Source organism: Steroidobacter flavus (assembly GCF_042651805.1).
Lineage (GTDB): Bacteria > Pseudomonadota > Gammaproteobacteria > Steroidobacterales > Steroidobacteraceae > Steroidobacter > Steroidobacter flavus.
Window position 1 is genome coordinate 2,065,885 of record NZ_JBHSDU010000015.1, and the last position, 17,630, is coordinate 2,083,514.

Sequence of the window (17,630 nt, forward strand, 5' to 3'; positions counted from 1 at the left end):
CAGCTTGTAAGCATTGCACTTCTCTTTGTCTGCGAGCTGCTCGCGCCCGCAAGCTTGCGTGCAGATGATTTGTCCTGGAGCACCCAAGGCGAGAGATTCATCGCGGCACGCGGCCAGCGCGCGGGCATCTTCGGTTACTCGGAGAGCGGGCTGGAAATCTGGGCGTATCCGCTGCAGCTGGTCGATTCGTTCCACGTCAGCTTTCGTCAGCAAAACGGCACGACGGAGATCCCGGGCCGAACCGCGCTCCGACGCATCGAATACCGCCCTGAATCGGTGACTCGCATCTACGTCGGTCCCGACTTCGTCGTTCGTGAACAGTTGTTCGTGCCCATCGACGCGCCCGCTGCGATCGTGACTTATGAAGTCGAAGGCGTGCGTCCTGTCGACATTCTGGTGCGCTTCAATCCGGTGCTGAATCTGATGTGGCCCGGTGGCATCGGCGGGCAGGAAGCCAGTTGGAAAGCAACGGATTCAGGTTATTTGCTCACCGAGCCGCTGCACCGATACTCCGCCTTCATCACTTCACCCGACCTCATCGCGCACGACGAAACGCCGAATGCGAACAGACCGATTACCACGGCATCGGGCCTGGCGTTCACGATTCGCACGAGCAAAGGTGACGCTGCCGAAGTCGCCATCGCTGCAGGCCTCAAAGGCGACGATCCAACACCCATCGCGCAAGAGGTGCTGCGCAATCGAGCGGCGCTCGAACAGACAGCTGTCAGACACTACCAAGACATGCTCGATCAAGGACTGCAAATCCAAACGCCGGACGAGGACATCAATCGCGCGCTGACCTGGTCGCAGATCGCGCTCGATCAAGCGTGGGTCTGCAATCCCGATCTGGGCTGCGGGCAAGTCGCGGGCTACGGCCCTTCGCGCAAAGCGCGCCGCCCGCAATACAACTGGTTCTTCGCCGGCGACGGGATGATCTCCGCGCGTGCGCTACTCGCTGCGGGTCGCAACGATCGTGCCCGTGAAGAGCTCGAGCTCGTCCTCAAGTATCAGGATCAGAAAACGGGAATGATCTGGCACGAGCTGGCGCAAAGCGCCGGCGCCATCGACTGGCACAAGTATCCCTACATGTTCGGTCACGTGGACCTGAGCTACGACTTCCTCGACATGATCGCCGAGTACTACTCGACCACCGGCGATCTGGCGTTCGTGAAGAAACATTGGAACGCGATCGAAGCCGCGTATCGATACTGTCAGTCGCTGCTCGATCCCAAGCTCGGCCTGCCGCTGATTCCCACCGGCAAACAAGGCTCCAACGAACAGGATCCGCTCGGCGACGAACTCACGCTGTCGTCCGGCTGGGTCGCCGCGACAGAAGCTTATGCCGCCCTCGCCAACGCAGCCGGCCGCACGTCGGTCGCAAAAACTGCGATGACAGCAAACCAGCGAGCCCGGGCCGCTATCGCCAGCAAATATTGGGACGAGCATCGAAAGTTCTGGATCAGCGGCCACACGCGAACCGGAGCGCCGCAGGTGGATCGGAATATCCGGCCGATGGACACCATTCGTCTGGGCCTGTTCCAACCGGAGCAACGCAACGCCGTGCTCGATCAACTCGCCACCGCCGAGTTTCAAACCGACTGGGGCACGCGAGGCAAAGCACCGAGCGACGCGACGTACGATCCGAACGCATACGCGAGCGGAGCCGTGTGGGGCATCGGCACTGCGTCGGTCGCAAGCGCTTTCTGGACTGAGCATCGCCCCGCCACCGCCTTTCCCATCTGGAACACGCTCGTTACGTGGCACACGCTCGACTCACCCGGCCACATGCATGAAACACTCGCCGGCGACACCTATCGTCCCGGCGTCGAATCCGTTCCGGAGCAAACCTGGTCGTCCGCGACGTTCCTGAGCTCGGCGGTCCAGGGCTTGATGGGATTACGTGTCGATGGAGCCAATCGACGCATCGAGCTTGCCCCGCACCTGCCTGCCGACTGGAACAAGGTGACGCTGCGTAAGGTTCGCGTGGGCAACGGCGAGGTCGCGTTCGATCTGTCTCAATCGCCGGGCGCCATCGAGCTGCGAATCAGGAATGAAGGCGCGCCAGTGCGAATGTCATTCGATCCAGAGTTGCCTCTGGGCGCTGAGTTGCGGAGTGCGCGCCTGAATGAAAAGGAAATCGCCGCCACGCTCGCCTCTCATCCGCAAGACAGCCACGCGCATGCAGAGTTCGACGTGCCGCCTGGAGACGCCGTGCTACGCATCGGCTACAGCGGTGGTGTTTCGGTCATCTCGCCGGCCCCTCGCCCGCTGATCGGCAACACGAGTCGAGAAATGAAGGTGGTGGGCGTGAACCTGCAACGTCGCATGTACACGATCGAGATCGATCACCTGGCCTCCGAGCCCACCCGATTCGAGCTGCACACGCCGTGGAGAATTGAGAACGTCGGTGGCGCCAGATTCGAGGAGATCTCGCCATCCTCGTACGCGCTGATAATCGATAAATCGCCTGACGCCGATGCCCATGCGTATCGGCGAAGCAAAATCGTCGTTGCGTTCGCCAGCAGTCGCTAGCGCTGAATCCCCGGCACTCGAATCGAGCGCTCGTCGCCGAGCTCGAGGGGAATGAGCCCGAACTGCCGGCGCCAGGGCGAAGTCACATCGTTGCCAAACATCGTCGACCAGTGCTGGCCCTGTTTGTCACGAAACACCGTGCCGTGCCCGGCATGCGGCGCGCCGAGCCGGCGCTTCGTGTACGGACCGAACAACGACTTCGAAGTGCCATACATCATGTCGTAAGTCCCGTGAGTGCGCAGTGGACCGTTCCACTCGGCGCCTGTGACGAAATAGGTGTCGCCGATCTTGATGATGGCGTTGCCTTCGTAACCGATGTGCGCGCCATCGGTGTCGACCAGACGGCGCACCGGGCCGTCGAACGCGTCGCGCTTGGCGTTGAGCTTGCCCAGGTTGCCGCCGCCCCAGAGCAGGTACAGATCGACGCCGTCCTCGAACAGAAACCCGTCGATGCCCGTGACGAAGTTTTCACGCGAGACGTTTTCGTACGGACCTTCCGCTTTGCCGGTGGTCGAGCGATAAATCCAGGTCTTGCCGCCGACATCGCGCTCCATGATGGAGAACGCGATGTAGTAGGTCTTGTCGCGTGCCACCCATGTGATCTCTGGCGCCCACAGCTCGGCGGTGTTCTTGAACGTGCGCCCCAGACCTTGCCAGTTGAAAACCGTCCCGCCCTTTTCCCAGGTCTTCAAATCCGCCGAGCGCCACAACGTAATGCCGCCGTTGGGATACACGAGACCAAAGCCGCCTTGCGTGCCGACCAGGTAGTACTGGCCATCGCCGCCGAGCGCGACGGACGGATCGCGCAGGAACTCGCCAGGCAACTTCGGGCGCGCCGATGCAACCGCGCTGTTCTCGGTGAGAATGTTTGCTGACTGACGCAGTCGTCCATCGGGCGACCGTTCGAGCGGCACGAGACCGACTTGCTCGCAGAACAATGCGAAATCGTCTTCACACTTCGGGTTGTAGCTCGCATACAGCGCGCCCTGCTCGTCACGCACGATGGACGACTGTCCCGCGTGAGGAACGGCGAGATAGCGCAGTGAGAACGGACCGTAAGGCGTCGACGCTTCCGCCATGAACACGTCGTCGGTCGGACTGCGCATCCGGCCCGTGACTTCATTCGCCACCAGCACGTACCGGCCGTTGTCCTTGAACATCGATGCGCCCGCCGAGCCCACACGTGCTCGCACCGGCCAGTCTTTGCCAGGCGGAGGATTGGTCGCGAACAGCGCCGGATTCGGCTTCAAGAACCGCGGCGCCTCTGCCAAGCGCTGCAGGTCCGGCTGCAGTCGCGCGATCATGCCAGCGCCCCACAGCAGATAGGCCGCGCTATCGTCGTCTACGAACAAAGAAACATCGGAAGCATTCTCGATGAGGCACGGCGAACTCGCATACGCCTCGGCAGGACGCGCCACCGACCCGCGCGCCACGCGGGCACAGCCGCTGGCATCCGCATAAGTGAGATACAGCGTATCGCCATGAACGGAAACATCTGGCGCAACGATCCGCTCACCTTTCGCATGGACGATGCCAAGCGAGCGCCAGTTGCGTCGATCCGTCGAGGTCCAGAGCTGAATGCCATCGCGTGGCAGATCACGCAGCACCGTACCGGTCAGAAACCATTCGTTGCTGGCGGCGCGAGCAATCGACGCATCCAGTAACGCTCTGGAAGAAAAGACCGATTCGACCGGCCGCGCATTCTCCGCGGGCATCGTCGTCGCGTTCTTATCCATCGACGGATGATCGAGAAAGATATCGTCGGCAGGCGGCTTTCGCTTCGTCTCACCGAGCGCTGACGCGCACAGCGCCAGCATCACCGCCAGCGCTGTAATTCCCTGTCCAATCCGACCTGCCATCTACGGCTCGCTTCGTTGACGTGCGTCAACCGACGTCGACCATTCATTCCATTGTTTCGCCATCGCCGCCGCGCGCTTCGACTCCGCTGCGATCAGATCGCGAGTCTCGCTGCGATCGGTCGTCAAATGGTAGAGCGACCACGGCGCGTAAACCTTCGACTTCGGGCCCGGCGCACGCGCCACCAGCTTCCAATCGTCGAGAATCACTGCCCGCGATCCTTCGTGCTCGAAGAACAGCGGCTTACCGCGCGACACCTTCTTGCCCGCGATCGCCGGCACCAACGAGACACCATCGATCGGCGGCTGGCCTTCGGTTTTCGGCTTCACGCCGGCCAACTCATAGAACGTCGGCGCGATGTCCATGATGTGACCCAAGCTGTCCACCCGCGTGCCCGGCTTGAGCTTCAGTCCCTTCGGCCAGCTGACGATGAACGGCGTGTGGATGCCGCCGTCGTAGGCTTCCGCTTTCCAGTAACGCCACGGCGTGTTGGCTGCATTCGCCCAGAACGAGCCGATGCCGGCCATGCTGGTGTCCGATCCCAAGGTCGGCTGATCGGCGCCGTAATTGATCTTTCGGCCGTCGCGCGTCTCGCTCTGGCGGTCATATCCAGGCTGATAGCCATGAGTACCGGTCATCGTTTCCGGCGAAGCGCCGTTGTCGGCGAGGAACACGATCACCGTGTTCTCAAATTGACCGGTGCGTTTCAACGCATCGATGACTCGACCGATACCCTGGTCCATGACATCGACCATGGCCGCATGCACCGACATCTTCGCCGAGGCCTGAGCGCGCTCGGTCGGATTCAACTGATCCCACGGCTTCTCCGGATTCTGGGCCCAGTCGCCGGACAGTTGCGTCTTCGATGTCGTCTTCGGATCGATGAGACCGAGCTTCACCTGCCTTGCGTAACGCGCGTCATGCAGCTGTTCCCAGCCGCCATCATATCGACCCCGATACTTCGCAATCTCTTTCTCGGGCGCCTGCAACGGCCAATGCGGCGCGGTGTAGGCGAGGTACATGAAGAAGGGACGCTGTTCCTTGGCAAACGATTCGATATCGCTCACCGCGCGATCGCTCAGCGCATTGGTGATGTAGAAATCCTTCGGCACGGTGCGTACCGGCTCGAACCCTTCGACCAGCGAGAACGGATCGAAGTAGCTGGAGACACCCCAGATCAGACCATAGTGAGTCTCGAAACCGCGCGCGGCCGGATAGGTCGAGCGATCGCCAAAGTCGCGATCGAGATATGCCTGATGGTCGATCCACTTCAGATGCTCAGCCGGATCGGCAATCGGCGTGGCACGGGTGAGATGCCACTTGCCGACCATTGCGGTCCGGTAATGAGCATCTTTGAACTCCTGCGCCACCGTGCGCACGTCGACAGACATGCTGCCGCCGTTCTCGCCCATGCCGACGCGATGAGCGTAGCGCCCGGTGAGCAGGTTGGCGCGTGAAGGCGAACAACGCGCCGAGTTGTAGAAGTTCGTGAACTGCAAGCCGCCCGATGCGAGCCGGTCGATGTTGGGCGTATCGATCTCACCGCCATAAGCGCCGACATCGGAATAACCGAGGTCGTCCGCCATGATGATCAGAAAGTTGGGACGCTCACCGGCGGCTTGCGCCGCCGATGAAGTCTGTGCCCAGAGCGCGGCGCCGAGAGTCAGCGCCGCTCCAACCTGCTTGAGCCAGCTCGTTGCGACCATCCATTACATCCTTACGCGGACGCCGAGGGTGTAGATCGTGTCGTCGTAACGGAAATCGCGATTCAGATAGTCGTAGTCGAAGTAGCTCTTGTAGCGATTCTTCAGGATGTTGCTGCCGCCAAGATCGACGCGGATAGCATCCGTGATGTCGTAGCCGATGCTGAAATCCATGCGGCCGCCCGGGCGCACATAGTTCAACGCCGTCGGGATGTACGACAGGTCGTTCACGCGATCCGCCGCGATCGGACGGGCGATGTTGAGACCCGTCGTATCCTGATCGTAGTAACGCGAACGTGCCGTGTAGACCAGACGACCCGACAGGCCGAACTTCTCGTACAGCAAGCCAACGGTGAAGTTGTCCTTGGACACCCCCTGCAACGGATAGCCCGCCAGCGGATCGTTGCCCTTCACTTCCGTGTCCGCGTACGTGTAGTTCGCGAACGCACCGAAGCCGGACCAGAGACCGGGCAGGAAGTCGAAGAACGTCTGACCGCTCAGCTCGACACCCTGCAACGTGGCGGCGCCGACGTTACGCGGACGGCTGATGTTATAAACGATGCCGTCGATCTCTTCCGCGTTCGCGGCGGTGATCACCCGATCGGCGAGATCGCGGTAGTACACCGCAGCCGACACCATGCTCGGCCCGAAGTAATACTCGAGTGTCGCATCGTAGCTGTCCGAGATCTGAGACTTCAGGTTCGGGTTACCCGAGCTGCCGGAATTGATCACGGAGGGATTGGTCGCGACGACGTAGTTCAGGCCGGGGTTCAGCGCAGTGAAATCCGGACGGCGCATCGTCTTCGCATACGAGAAGCGAGCCTGCAGACCGTTGTTGAAGTCGATACGAGCGCTCGCGTTCGGCAGCACTTCCGTGTCGGTCGTATCCGCAATACGCGGCACGACCGCGCCGCTGACCAGACCGGCACCTTCGATGTGCCGTTCGGTACGCGTCGGACGCGCGCCGATCAAACCATCGATCGTCAGGCCGCCAACCGGCACCGAATAATCCAGCTGGAAGTAGGCCGCATAAGTTTCTTCAGAAGCATCGAAGCGACGCTCCGGCTGGAATGCCGGGTTGCCGGTCGCGACACCGTAGATCTGGCGCAGAACATCTCGTCCCGCCGTCGAGCGCAGGTAGTCCGGATTGGGGATGAGGACCGACGCGCCGTCGTTGATGCGGTCGATGCCAGGTGAGCGCACCAGGAAGTTGGCCGGCAGCGGCAGACCGTCGAGCGAAGTGACCAGGTCGCCGCCCGGCGCCGCCTTGTTGAGCTGCGCCTGTTCGAACAGCGCGCTGCGATCGGCGTAACGAACGCCAGCCTCGAGGGCGCGGATGAAGCCAAACGCACCGTCCAGCTCATGACGCACGTCGAGCCGCGTCTGCCACAGCTCGCCGGTGGATTCTTCGAAGGTCTGGTTCAAGCCATTGCGCAGGAACCAGCCGTCTTGCGCGCCGAGCGGATTGCCGGGGTGCCACGTCATGCCGCCCTCGTTCACATCGGTGTCGATGTCGACGGTGATGTGCTTGCCGATGTCGACGATGAAGTTGGAAAACTCCCGCTTGGACTTCTGGTACGCGGTATCGAATTTCACATTCGTCGGGCCGTTGTTCCACTTGAAGCCGACGGCGCCGAGATAATTATCGACGTCCTGCTTCTTGGCCTGCGTGCTGGTCAGACCGCGCACGTTGGAGAAGCGCGCGGACTCCATATTGCACAGCGTGTCGGTCGTAAAGTTGGGCACGCCGCTCGGGGGATTGAGGTCGGTCAGATTGGGATTGAAGCCCGCGGGCGTCACACGCGACAGGAAACAACGGCTCTCATCGACCGTCAGGCTCTCCAGTTGCGTCTCGGGGAAGAAGAACGGCGTCGCGACGAACGCCGACTGCTGCTCGTCGCGATAACCGGCATAGAGGCCATCCATGTAGACCTCGAGGTTATCGGTCGCCTGCCATTGAATGGCCAGGTTCGCCTGCGGGCGCTCGTACCAGCCGTAATCGTTCAAGCCGCCGAAAGTGTTCGGGGCGAGCACACCGGTGACGCCGTGCGGAGCGCCGACCAGGCTGCGACGCTCGGCGACGAACGAGACCGGACGGTTGAAATCGTTCTTGTACCAGGTGACGTTGAGCAATGCGCCGATTTCGCCATCGCCGACCTGCCAGCGATCGGTCGCGAGGAAGCCGAACTGCGGGTTCACGTCGTCGACGTTGTCCGGATAGTTGGCGCGAGCGGTGGCGACGAAGGTGGGCTCTTTGAAGTTGAACGGCTTGTTCAGACGCAGGTCGGTCACGCCGGCAATGCCGCCTTCGATCAGATTGGCGGTGCTGCTCTTGATCACGTCGACGCGAGAGAGCGCTTCGGCCGGCAAGTCCTGAACGGCGAAGCCGCGACCCGTGGTCGAGAAAATTTCACGACCGTCGAGCGTCGTCAGAATGTCGCCCAGACCGCGAATCAACACGCCCGTGATTTCGTTGTTGGAGCCGACGGTGACCTGCACGCCCGGCACGCGCTGCAGAGCCGCCGCGGTGGTCGCATCCGGGAATTTGCCGATGTCCTCGGCGACGATCGAATCAACGACCTGCGCCGATTCGCGCTTGATCTCGGCGGCCCGCTCAAGACTCTGACGAATGCCGGTGACGACGACCTCTTCTAGCTGCGTGCCTTCCGCGGGCGCTGCCGCCTCTTGCGCGAATGCACCGCCGGCCGAGCCGAGCAAGGTCACCGCCGACATCGAATACAAGAAGGAATTTCTGAGTCTCATGCCTCTGCCCCCAAAAAGACGACGTTGCTTTGCGGGTGCTCCATCCAGCACCGCGCGATTGGTCGCGTAATGAAGCACACGACCTAAAGTCTGACAAGTATTATTTGTCTTATAAATACTTTCAAGATAGGCTTTCCACACCGAGCCGGGGGAATTGACTACATGACCGCACTGAAGATCTCGCGACGACTGCTCCTGCTGGGCGCCACGCTGTTCGCGGCCGCCGCATTGGCACGTCAACCGGATCCGCCAGGCCAGGTGCGCGCCGGCGAAAAGCCGGTAAATGAAGCGTATTTATTCGCGCACATGACTCATGCCGACTACGGCCGCCTCTACTACAGTGTGAGTCTTGACGGCCTGCACTGGTATCGGCTGAACGACGGCAAGCGCATCACCGACGACTATCGCGGCCACCCCGATATCGCGCGGGGCCCCGACGGCACGTATTACATCGCCGGCAACGAGGGCGATTCGGCGCCGACCATTAACATATGGTCATCGCGCGATCTGATTGAATGGAAGCGGTTCAGCACCTACACGCCGGACCTGAAGGCGACCCCTGGTTACTCGCAGGCACTGCAAAGAATTGGCGCACCGAAAATTTATTTCGACGAACCGTCCAGGCAGTTCGTGATGACGTGGCACACGCCGCACCTGGAAGGCACGCCCGAAGACGCCGAGCGATACTGGGCGAGTCAGCGCACGCTGTATGTGACTTCCAAGGACATGAAGACCTTCTCGGCGCCGCCGAAGCGACTGCTGTCGCAGGAGATGGGCACGATCGACGTGTTCCTGCGCAAGGCTGAAGGCAAGTACTGGGCGATCCTCAAGGACGAAACCTATCCGACGCTCGACTGGGTCACCGGCAAGACCATCCGCATCGCCAGCTCCGACCATCTGCTCGGCCCGTACGAGAACATGAGCGCGCCGATCAGCCCGAACTTCCGCGAAGCGCCGATGCTGATCCCGTCGCCAAATGGCGAAATCTGGTACCTCTACTATGAGCAGTACCCCGGCGTGTCATACGGCCTGTCGGTCGCCCGCAAGCTGTCCGGCCCGTGGTATCAGATTTCCGGATACACCTTCTACTCGACGTGGGACAAATACAGCCTGCCGCCGAAGGTCCGGCACGGCGCCATGATCACGATTTCCCGCAAGCAGTACGACGCCCTGGTCCAGCGCTTCGGCATCGACAGCCCGGCCCAAGCTGAACGGCAGCTGATCGAGCCCCCAAAATAATCAGCTGGGGGCTGTCAAGCGGGTTGGCGCGTACAGCGCTCTGCCCTACGATCCGCTCCCATGAGCTTGCGACTTTGCCGATGGCTTGCCGCCTTAGCGGTTCTCTCGATCACCTCCGCCCAGGCGGCTACGCCGGCCCCCTTCGATCTGAAGGGACCGACGCTCGAGGTCACGGTTTCCCGCGATAAAACCACGCTGCCGATCGCCCAGGTGCCGCACCTGGCCGAGGGCGACAAGCTCTGGATCAAGGCCGACTTCCCGGCGTCGCAGTCCGAGCACTACCTGCTGGTCCTCAACTTCCTGCGCGGCCCGACCAATCCGCCGCCGAAGGACTGGTTCTTCAAGTGCGAAACCTGGAAGAAGGCGTGCGCCGAAAAAGGTATGACCGTCACTGTGCCGGAGGGCGCGCAACAAGCGCTGATCTTCCTGGCGCCCGAAGACGGCGGTGACTTCAAGACCCTGGTCAATGCAGTTCGCGGCCGCCCGGGCGCGTTCGTGCGCTCGACGCAGGATCTGAACCAGGCCACGCTCGATCGCTCGCGACTCGAACGCTATCTCGCCTCGATCCGCGATCTCAACGCTGCGAACCCCGCGGTGTTGAAAGACACGACGCCCCTGCTCGCACGCAGTCTCGGCATCAAAGTCGATGAGAAGTGTCTCGACCGACTGCCGCAACTCCAGGCGCCTTGCCTCATGCAAGGACAGGAGACGCTGATCCTCAATGACGGACACAGTATGTCCATCGTCGAAGCGCTCACGACGGGACCGGCGAGCGATCTGGTCATGGCTGCAAGCTCGACCCCGCAAGCGAACTACGGCTACTACAGCCCGTATCTTTCTTCGCTGCTGGATCTGGGCAGGCTGTTCGACTCGTTCCGCGTCGCTAACTATCAATACATTCCGGCGCTCGCGACTGCGCTCAAGAACAAGCTCACGCTGACGCTCAACACGCCGCCCTCATTTCAGAATCCAAAGTCCGTGCTGGTCGCGGCCTTGCCGGCGGTGGAACAAGCGCTGCCTCCGCCGCTGCACGCAGTGAGCCCGAAAGATATTTACTGCGCCCGCAAGGATTCGCTCGTGCTGCCGGTCGAGGGTGCACCGCTGGTGTTCGCGACCGAGTACGCGCACAACACCGTCCTTCGCGTCGCTGGCAAGAACGGCGAAGTGATCGAGCTGCCCGCGACGGCCGATGCCACTCAGGGCGGCTTCCTCATCGACACATCATCGCTCGGCACCGCCAGTCTCGCCGATCGATTCCGCGGCTCGCTGCATGGCTATTGGGGCTTCGACAAATTCGACGGCCCCGGCTTCCAGCTCGTCAACACGCACTCGCAAGCCTGGGCCCCGGCGTCGCAGGATGACGGCTCGCTGATCGTCGGTCGCGCCAACACCATTCATTTGCAGACCGGCAGCGTCGCGTGCATCGATCGCATCATGGTGAAAGATCCCACCGGCAAGGAGCTGCGGGTCGATTGGTCGCCGGTCAAGGCGAACGAAGTCGAGATCAATCTGCCGCTGCAACAGGCCCAGCCCGGTGCGTTGACGCTATTCGTTTCGCAGTTCGGTTCGAGCGAGCCGCATCCGGTCGAGCTGCGTGCCTATCCCGAAGCCGGCCGCTTCGAAAGCTTCACCATGCACGAGGGCGAATCTCACGGCGTGCTCAAGGGCAGCCGGCTCGCCGACGTCGCGAGTCTGTCGGTGAAGAGCGTCGAGTTCGTGCCCGCCGCTGCGATCTCCAATCCGGAGAGCGATCAGCTGCGCATGGAAGTGAAGCCGCCCGAAACAACTGACGCGTCGAATACGCCGGCGCCCAGCTTGCAGCAGGGCGATACCGCCAAAGCGAAAGTCACATTGCATGACGGCCGCAGCTACAACGTCAATGTCGCAGTGGCCGCGCCGCGCCCGCGGGTCGAGTTGGTCGGCAAGAGCGTGCAGATCGCGTCAGGCGGCAACTCGAGCAACATCCAGCTCGCGAGCGAGAACCAGCTGCCGCAAGACGCGCAGCTCATCTTTTCTGTCCGCGCAAAGTCGCCCGCCATTTTCAGTCGTGAAGCAAACATCGAAGTGGCCAGCTCCGATGAAGCACTCTCGACCACGCTGAGCTTTGCCAATCGCACGCTCACGCTGGCCGACAGCAAGGTCGCGGTCGCCACGTTCGATCCCACCAAAGCATTCGGCTTCTCGGCGTTCGGACCGCTGAAATATCGCGTCGTGAACAAAGGGGTCGCGGGGGACTGGCAGCCGCTGGTGACTCTGGTTCGATTGCCCGTGCTGAAGGACCTGGAATGCCCGGCCGATCCCGCGCAGTCCTGCAAGCTCACTGGCGCCAATCTGTTCCTCGTGGACTCGGTCGCCAGCAATGCCGAATTCAAAGAACCCGTTGCCGTGCCCGTCGGCTTTCCCGGCCGCGCGCTGCCGGTGCCGCGTCCGAGCAAGAGCGGGCTTTATCTCAAGCTTCGTGACGATCCGAGCGTCGTCAATCTCGCGGCGTTGGTGGTAGATGAACCGCCTCCTCCTGCGCCAGCGGATGCCACGCCAGCTCCAGTACCGACGCAAGAACCCGTGACGGCCTCCACGCCGCCCGCGCCCATCTCCAATCCCTGAGCCTTGAAACATTGGCACCACGCGACACCGCGTGGTCGTCAACATCCTGTTATCGCCAACATGAATGGATTACGATGAATCCATGGCGGCTACACCATGAACAGCGTGCGTCGAGGCGGTCCGCGTAAGCGCGATCCGGAAGGCACTCGCGACGCCATCCTGGATGCCGCACGCCACGTGCTCGCACGCGACGGCAAGGAAGGTTTGAGCGTGGCGCAGGTCGCCAACCTGGCCAAAGTCAATCGCGGCACCGCCTATCAGCACTTTCAAACGCGCGAGCAACTGATCGAAGCGACCACGGAGTGGGTCAGCGACAAGATGTATCGAGCCGCGTTCGGCGACGAAGGCATCACCAGCACCGGGCCGGTGTCGAGCGAGAACGTGGAAAAAGTGATCTCGGGCCTGTGCTCGTTCGCCATGGAAAATTTCGAGCTCGGACGCATCTGGCTGTACGAGCTGCTGGCCTCCAGGCGGCCCACCAAAGATAAGTTCTGGCGTTATTACAAAGAGATCATGGCGCGCTTCGCCGAGACCGATTACGCCCAAAAGGATATCGACGTCGAGGTGCATTCGGTGCTGGTGCTGTCTGGCATGTTCCTCTGGCCGGTATGGATTCGTGCGCAGGCGCGCACTGCGAAGGAACGTCAAGAAATGAGCGAACGTTTCACTCATGAAATGCTGCGGCTCGCACTCTACGGCAACCTGCGAGCGGAAAAATTTCCAGAGCTGCGCGCCAAATTCAGCAAGCTCGCTTCCGCCGGCTGAGCAGTGTCGCGAAAGCGGCTTTGTTCGTCGCCCGACATCAAGACCTCTTCCGCCTTTCCCGATGTGATGCGGCCAGGGATGTTTCCAAAGAAACAGCCGCACGACAATCATCAGGGGGATTTCGCATGACGAGGAACAACGCGCGTCGCACGGCGGCGATGCTGTCCGCGACAACCATGCTTGCCATTGGCGTCGCGCACGCGCAGGGCGAATCGAGCCCGACCGAGCCGCAAGTGGGCGGCCAGGCGTTGGAAGAAGTGATGGTGACCGCGCGGCGTCGCGAAGAAAGCGCGCAATCCGTGCCCATCGCCGTGACCGCGTTGAGCACGGCCGATCTGGAAAATCATCGCGTCTCGAGTCTCGAAAATCTGCAGACCGTCGTGCCCTCGCTCTCGGTGAGCGCGGCGTCGGGCCGTCCCAATGCGCCTGTTTATTCTTTGCGTGGCATCCGTCCTACCGAAGCGTTGTATGGCCAGGATCCCACGGTCGCGGTGTACTTCGCCGACGTGGTGATCTCGCCCGCCGAAGGCACCAACCTCGGCATGTACGACCTCGCATCGTTGCAAGTATTGAAAGGCCCGCAAGGCACACTTTTCGGCCGCAACACGACAGGCGGCGCCGTGCTGCTCACGCCGAAGCGTCCGGGTCGTGAATTCGGCGGCAATGTGAAAATCGGCTTTGGGAATTACGGCCGCAACGAAACCGAGCTCGGCCTCGACATGCCGTTCGCCGACAGCTTCACGATGCGCCTGTCCGGTCGCACCATCGACAGCGACGGCTATCAAACCAACGTCGCGCCGGGGCCGATGAACGGCTCCAAGCTCGGCGGAGAAAGCACGCGGTCAGTGCGTCTGTCGGCGGTGTGGGATGTGACAGATAACATCGAGAACTACACTATCGTCAGCTGGGACCGCAAAGACACCAACGGTCGCGGCAGCGTCTTGCAGGCGATCAATCCCGCCACGTCACTGCGTTGCTACGACGGCCCGACCAATCCCAACGGCGCTTGCTTCGTCGGCGACACCTTGCCGTCCTACTTCGATGCTCTGGAGCGCGCCCGCAGCCGCGATGTGAACGATGTCGAGAGCGACATGCGACAGCGCGACGAGACCGAAGTGTGGGGCATCGTCAACACGACGACGGTCTCGCTCAGCGACACGCTGACTCTGAAGAGCATCGCCGGCTATCGCGATTTCGAGACGTTCTCCGTCTACGACATCGACGCCTCGGCGATCCCCGGCATTCTCACTTCGGTGCAGACTGCGACGCTCGAGCATGCGAGCTATGAACTGCAGCTGTTGGGCTCGGCGTTCAACGGACGCTTCGACTGGGTCACCGGTTTGTATTGGTACTACGAGGACGGCGTGCAGAACTCGCCAGGCGACGTGCTCGCGGGTGTCAATCCAAACAATCCGTTCATGCAGCTCGGCGCTGTTCACAACAACAGCTACTCGTTCTTCGCTCAAGGCATTTTCCGGCTGACGGATGCCTTATCACTCACCGCCGGCGTGCGCTGGAACGACGACGAGAAGGAAATGAAATTGAGCAGCAAGACGCCCGCCGCGTGCTCGCTGCGCGATCTGAACACTGGCGCGCTGCTGCCTTCGGATCAGTGCTCCGTCACGCTGTCCGACTCGTTCTCGCAGCCCACCGGCACGCTCTCACTGGACTACAAGTTTCGCAATGACGTACTGATCTATGCGGCCAGCCGACTCGGCTATCGTTCAGGCGGTTTCAACTTGCGCGCGACAACGCCGGTGGAATATGCGCCGTTCGATCCCGAGACCGTCATCGACCTGGAGCTCGGTGTCAAAGCCGACTGGTTTGTCGGCGCCTGGCGGATGCGTAGCAACGTCGCGGCGTACAACCAGTGGTACGACGACATTCAACGCACCGTCGGCGTCACCAATCCCATCGGCGTGCCCGGCTCCGCGATTCAGAATGCGGCGAAGGCAAAGGTGTTCGGCATCGAAGTCGAGCAGACGATCGCGCCGACCGACCACCTGTCGTTGCAAATCAACTATGCGTACACGAAACCTGAATACGACAATTGGGTCGATCCCTTCACCGGCGACGATCTGACTGACACGCCCTTCCACTTCACGCCCGAGCATTCGGCGGCCGCGTCGCTGACGTACACGGTGCCGATGCAGAGCGCCGGCGAACTGCGATTCTCGGCCAGCGCGTCTTATCGCAGTCACGTATGGATCAATTCGCTGCAAACCATCCAGGCCATCCGGCGCACGCCGGCGGAAATCCTGCCGTATATGCAGCAGGACGCTTACACGCTGCTCGATCTGTCAGCGGGGTGGACCGGCGTGATGGGCAGCAAATTCGACATCGGCGCCTACGTCAAGAACGTCACCGACAAGGAATATTCCCTCGGCGGCATTCAGCTGTACGAATCGGCCCGTCCGGACATCCGGCCGTTCGGCATCGTCACCAAGGCGTACGGCGAACCGCGCACGTACGGCGTGGAGCTTCGCTACAACTTTTAGAAAAACAGCGCGGGTCGAGACCTCCTGTCTCGGCCCGCGCCGGGTTGAAAAAAGAATAGGCCCGTTGCGCTACGCTGTCCTGCTACGCGCAAGCTCAGGGTGTACCTCCATGTACACCCGCTCGTCGGAGCGAAGCAGTGCTCCGCTGAAAGACACCGCCGGGCCTCTGTGCCCGTGGGGGTTCTATCCTGCTTCGAATAGGCGCCGGACTGCAGGCCTATCCGTCTTTAATGAAGGCGTCGTCGGCAGCATGTCGACGAATCGCCACTCGACCGGAATGTGCGTCGAAAGAATGTGATCGCGCAGATGCGCTTCCAAATCAGCGACGCTCGGCTGCTCCGCACCGGGCTTGAGTTGAATCGCGACCGCGGGCACCTGACCAAGGCGCTTGTCCGCCAACCCAACGACGGCCGCCGCTGAAACCCTCTCGTGAAGCATCAGCGCTCGCTCGATCGTCTCGGGCAGCAGCTTGAAGCCACCCCGCATGATCGCCCCGTCAGCGCGGCCGCGATGAAACAGGAATCCATCCTGATCGATCACCGCGATATCGGAAGTGCGAATCCACTCAGGCCCGATGCGAGGTGAGACGACTTCGAGAATGCCTTCCTCTCCCGCCGCCAAAGTCGCGCCAGTGTCTGGATCGATCACTCGCAATTGCACGCCCGGCAGCGCACGCCCGACGCTGCCGAACTTCTGCTTGCCCCAAGTCGCGTGCAAGTCGGCGCTCATCGCAGTCACCGGGCCACCGAACTCCGTGGCGCCATACGACAGCAGAATGGGAATGCCGTAACGCTCCTCGAATGCCTTGTGAGCGCTCGGATCCAGCGCCGCCGCACCGGTCCCGATCGCGCGGATACTCGACAGGTCCTCGCGGGGAATGTTTGCATCGAGCACCATCTGCACACCCGCGGGCGGCAAACCGCTCACCTGTGGCCGATGACGGACGGCGTGATCGTGCCATCCGGACACCGTGAACCTTTCCATCAGCACCGCTCGCTGCCCTTTCAACAGCGCCGGCAGCGTCGAGTACACGCCCGAGATATTTCCCAGCGGCATCAGGAACAAGGCCGGCGCCAGCTTCAAAACATCGTCGGTCGAGCTCGACGGGAGCACGCTCGTGCCCACCATGTGTTTCGCGATCAAGTCGTAGCTGATCGCGAACTGCTTCGGCGGTCCCGTGGTACCGCTGGTGAGAATTTCTATACGAGGCGCAGTCGGCGCGGACGGATCAGCCGGTCGCTTCGTCCGCTCGCAGCCGGGAACCGCCGCCGCCTTCATTTCCTCGAGCGCGATTGCCGCGGTTCCCTCGGCTCGAAGCACAGCGACCAGCTCCGCCGAGTAGTCCTGAGCGGCGGCGATGATTACCGCGGGCTTCAGCCGCTCGACATCTCGCGCCAAGGCAGTCGCCGACTGAAATGCGTAGAGCATCCGAATCGAACGATCCTTCGCAATCAACCCAAGCAGCGCGCCAATCGCAGACGGCCGATTCCGAGGTACGAACGCGATGGGCGCACCTGAATCGACACCACTTGCATCGAGCAACACACTCAACTGATCGGCGACCTGCCGCAAGTCACCCCAGGTGATCCAGCGCTTCTCGAACTCAATGGCCGGTCGCGAGGCCTCTCGCGCCAACGCCTGCTGTGTGAGTTGCTGAAGCTCGCTCATC

General features: G+C 61.8%; 9 protein-coding genes. 5 read left to right on the top strand and 4 right to left on the bottom strand.

What is annotated here, in order from left to right; all coding sequences use genetic code 11:
* Positions 1-69: 69 nt before the first annotated feature.
* Positions 70-2,532 carry an MGH1-like glycoside hydrolase domain-containing protein gene (locus ACFPN2_RS35970; protein ID WP_380605763.1) on the top strand — a complete coding sequence of 821 codons (2,463 nt, stop codon included), beginning with the start codon at positions 70-72 and terminating at the stop codon, positions 2,530-2,532.
* Here the strand turns inward: ACFPN2_RS35970 and ACFPN2_RS35975 are convergent.
* The 3 genes from ACFPN2_RS35975 to ACFPN2_RS35985 are packed head-to-tail and all read right to left on the bottom strand — an operon-like array spanning position 2,529 to position 8,855.
* Entirely contained in the window at positions 2,529-4,391 is a 1,863-nt protein-coding gene (locus ACFPN2_RS35975) for a family 43 glycosylhydrolase (protein ID WP_380605765.1), read from the bottom strand. The genes ACFPN2_RS35970 and ACFPN2_RS35975 overlap by 4 nt on opposite strands.
* Positions 4,392-6,095 carry an arylsulfatase gene (locus ACFPN2_RS35980; RefSeq protein ID WP_380605766.1) on the bottom strand — a complete coding sequence of 568 codons (1,704 nt, stop codon included), beginning with the start codon at positions 6,093-6,095 and terminating at the stop codon, positions 4,392-4,394. It abuts the gene before it with no gap.
* Between the two features lie 3 nt (positions 6,096-6,098).
* Positions 6,099-8,855 (bottom strand): TonB-dependent receptor, encoded by a 2,757-nt coding sequence (locus tag ACFPN2_RS35985; protein WP_380605768.1) that lies wholly within the window; start codon positions 8,853-8,855, stop codon positions 6,099-6,101.
* Positions 8,856-9,017: 162 nt separating this feature from the next.
* Between ACFPN2_RS35985 and ACFPN2_RS35990 the strand changes: the two genes are divergently transcribed.
* From ACFPN2_RS35990 to ACFPN2_RS36005, 4 genes are all read left to right on the top strand, one after another.
* On the top strand, positions 9,018-10,094 hold the full coding sequence (locus ACFPN2_RS35990) for a glycoside hydrolase family protein (RefSeq protein WP_380605770.1): 1,077 nt from the start codon (positions 9,018-9,020) through the stop codon (positions 10,092-10,094).
* Between the two features lie 60 nt (positions 10,095-10,154).
* Positions 10,155-12,698: a hypothetical protein gene (locus tag ACFPN2_RS35995; RefSeq protein ID WP_380605772.1), complete on the top strand. Its 2,544-nt coding sequence runs from the start codon at positions 10,155-10,157 to the stop codon at positions 12,696-12,698.
* Between the two features lie 96 nt (positions 12,699-12,794).
* Positions 12,795-13,463 carry a TetR/AcrR family transcriptional regulator gene (locus ACFPN2_RS36000; RefSeq protein WP_380605774.1) on the top strand — a complete coding sequence of 223 codons (669 nt, stop codon included), beginning with the start codon at positions 12,795-12,797 and terminating at the stop codon, positions 13,461-13,463.
* Between the two features lie 125 nt (positions 13,464-13,588).
* A complete protein-coding gene (locus tag ACFPN2_RS36005) occupies positions 13,589-15,961 on the top strand; it encodes a TonB-dependent receptor (protein ID WP_380605776.1) in 2,373 nt (790 codons plus the stop codon).
* A 183-nt stretch (positions 15,962-16,144) separates the two neighbouring features.
* Here the strand turns inward: ACFPN2_RS36005 and ACFPN2_RS36010 are convergent, their stop codons facing one another.
* Positions 16,145-17,629, bottom strand: a complete 1,485-nt coding sequence (locus ACFPN2_RS36010) for a class I adenylate-forming enzyme family protein (RefSeq protein ID WP_380605778.1) — start codon at positions 17,627-17,629, stop codon at positions 16,145-16,147.
* Between the last annotated feature and the right edge of the window lies 1 nt (position 17,630).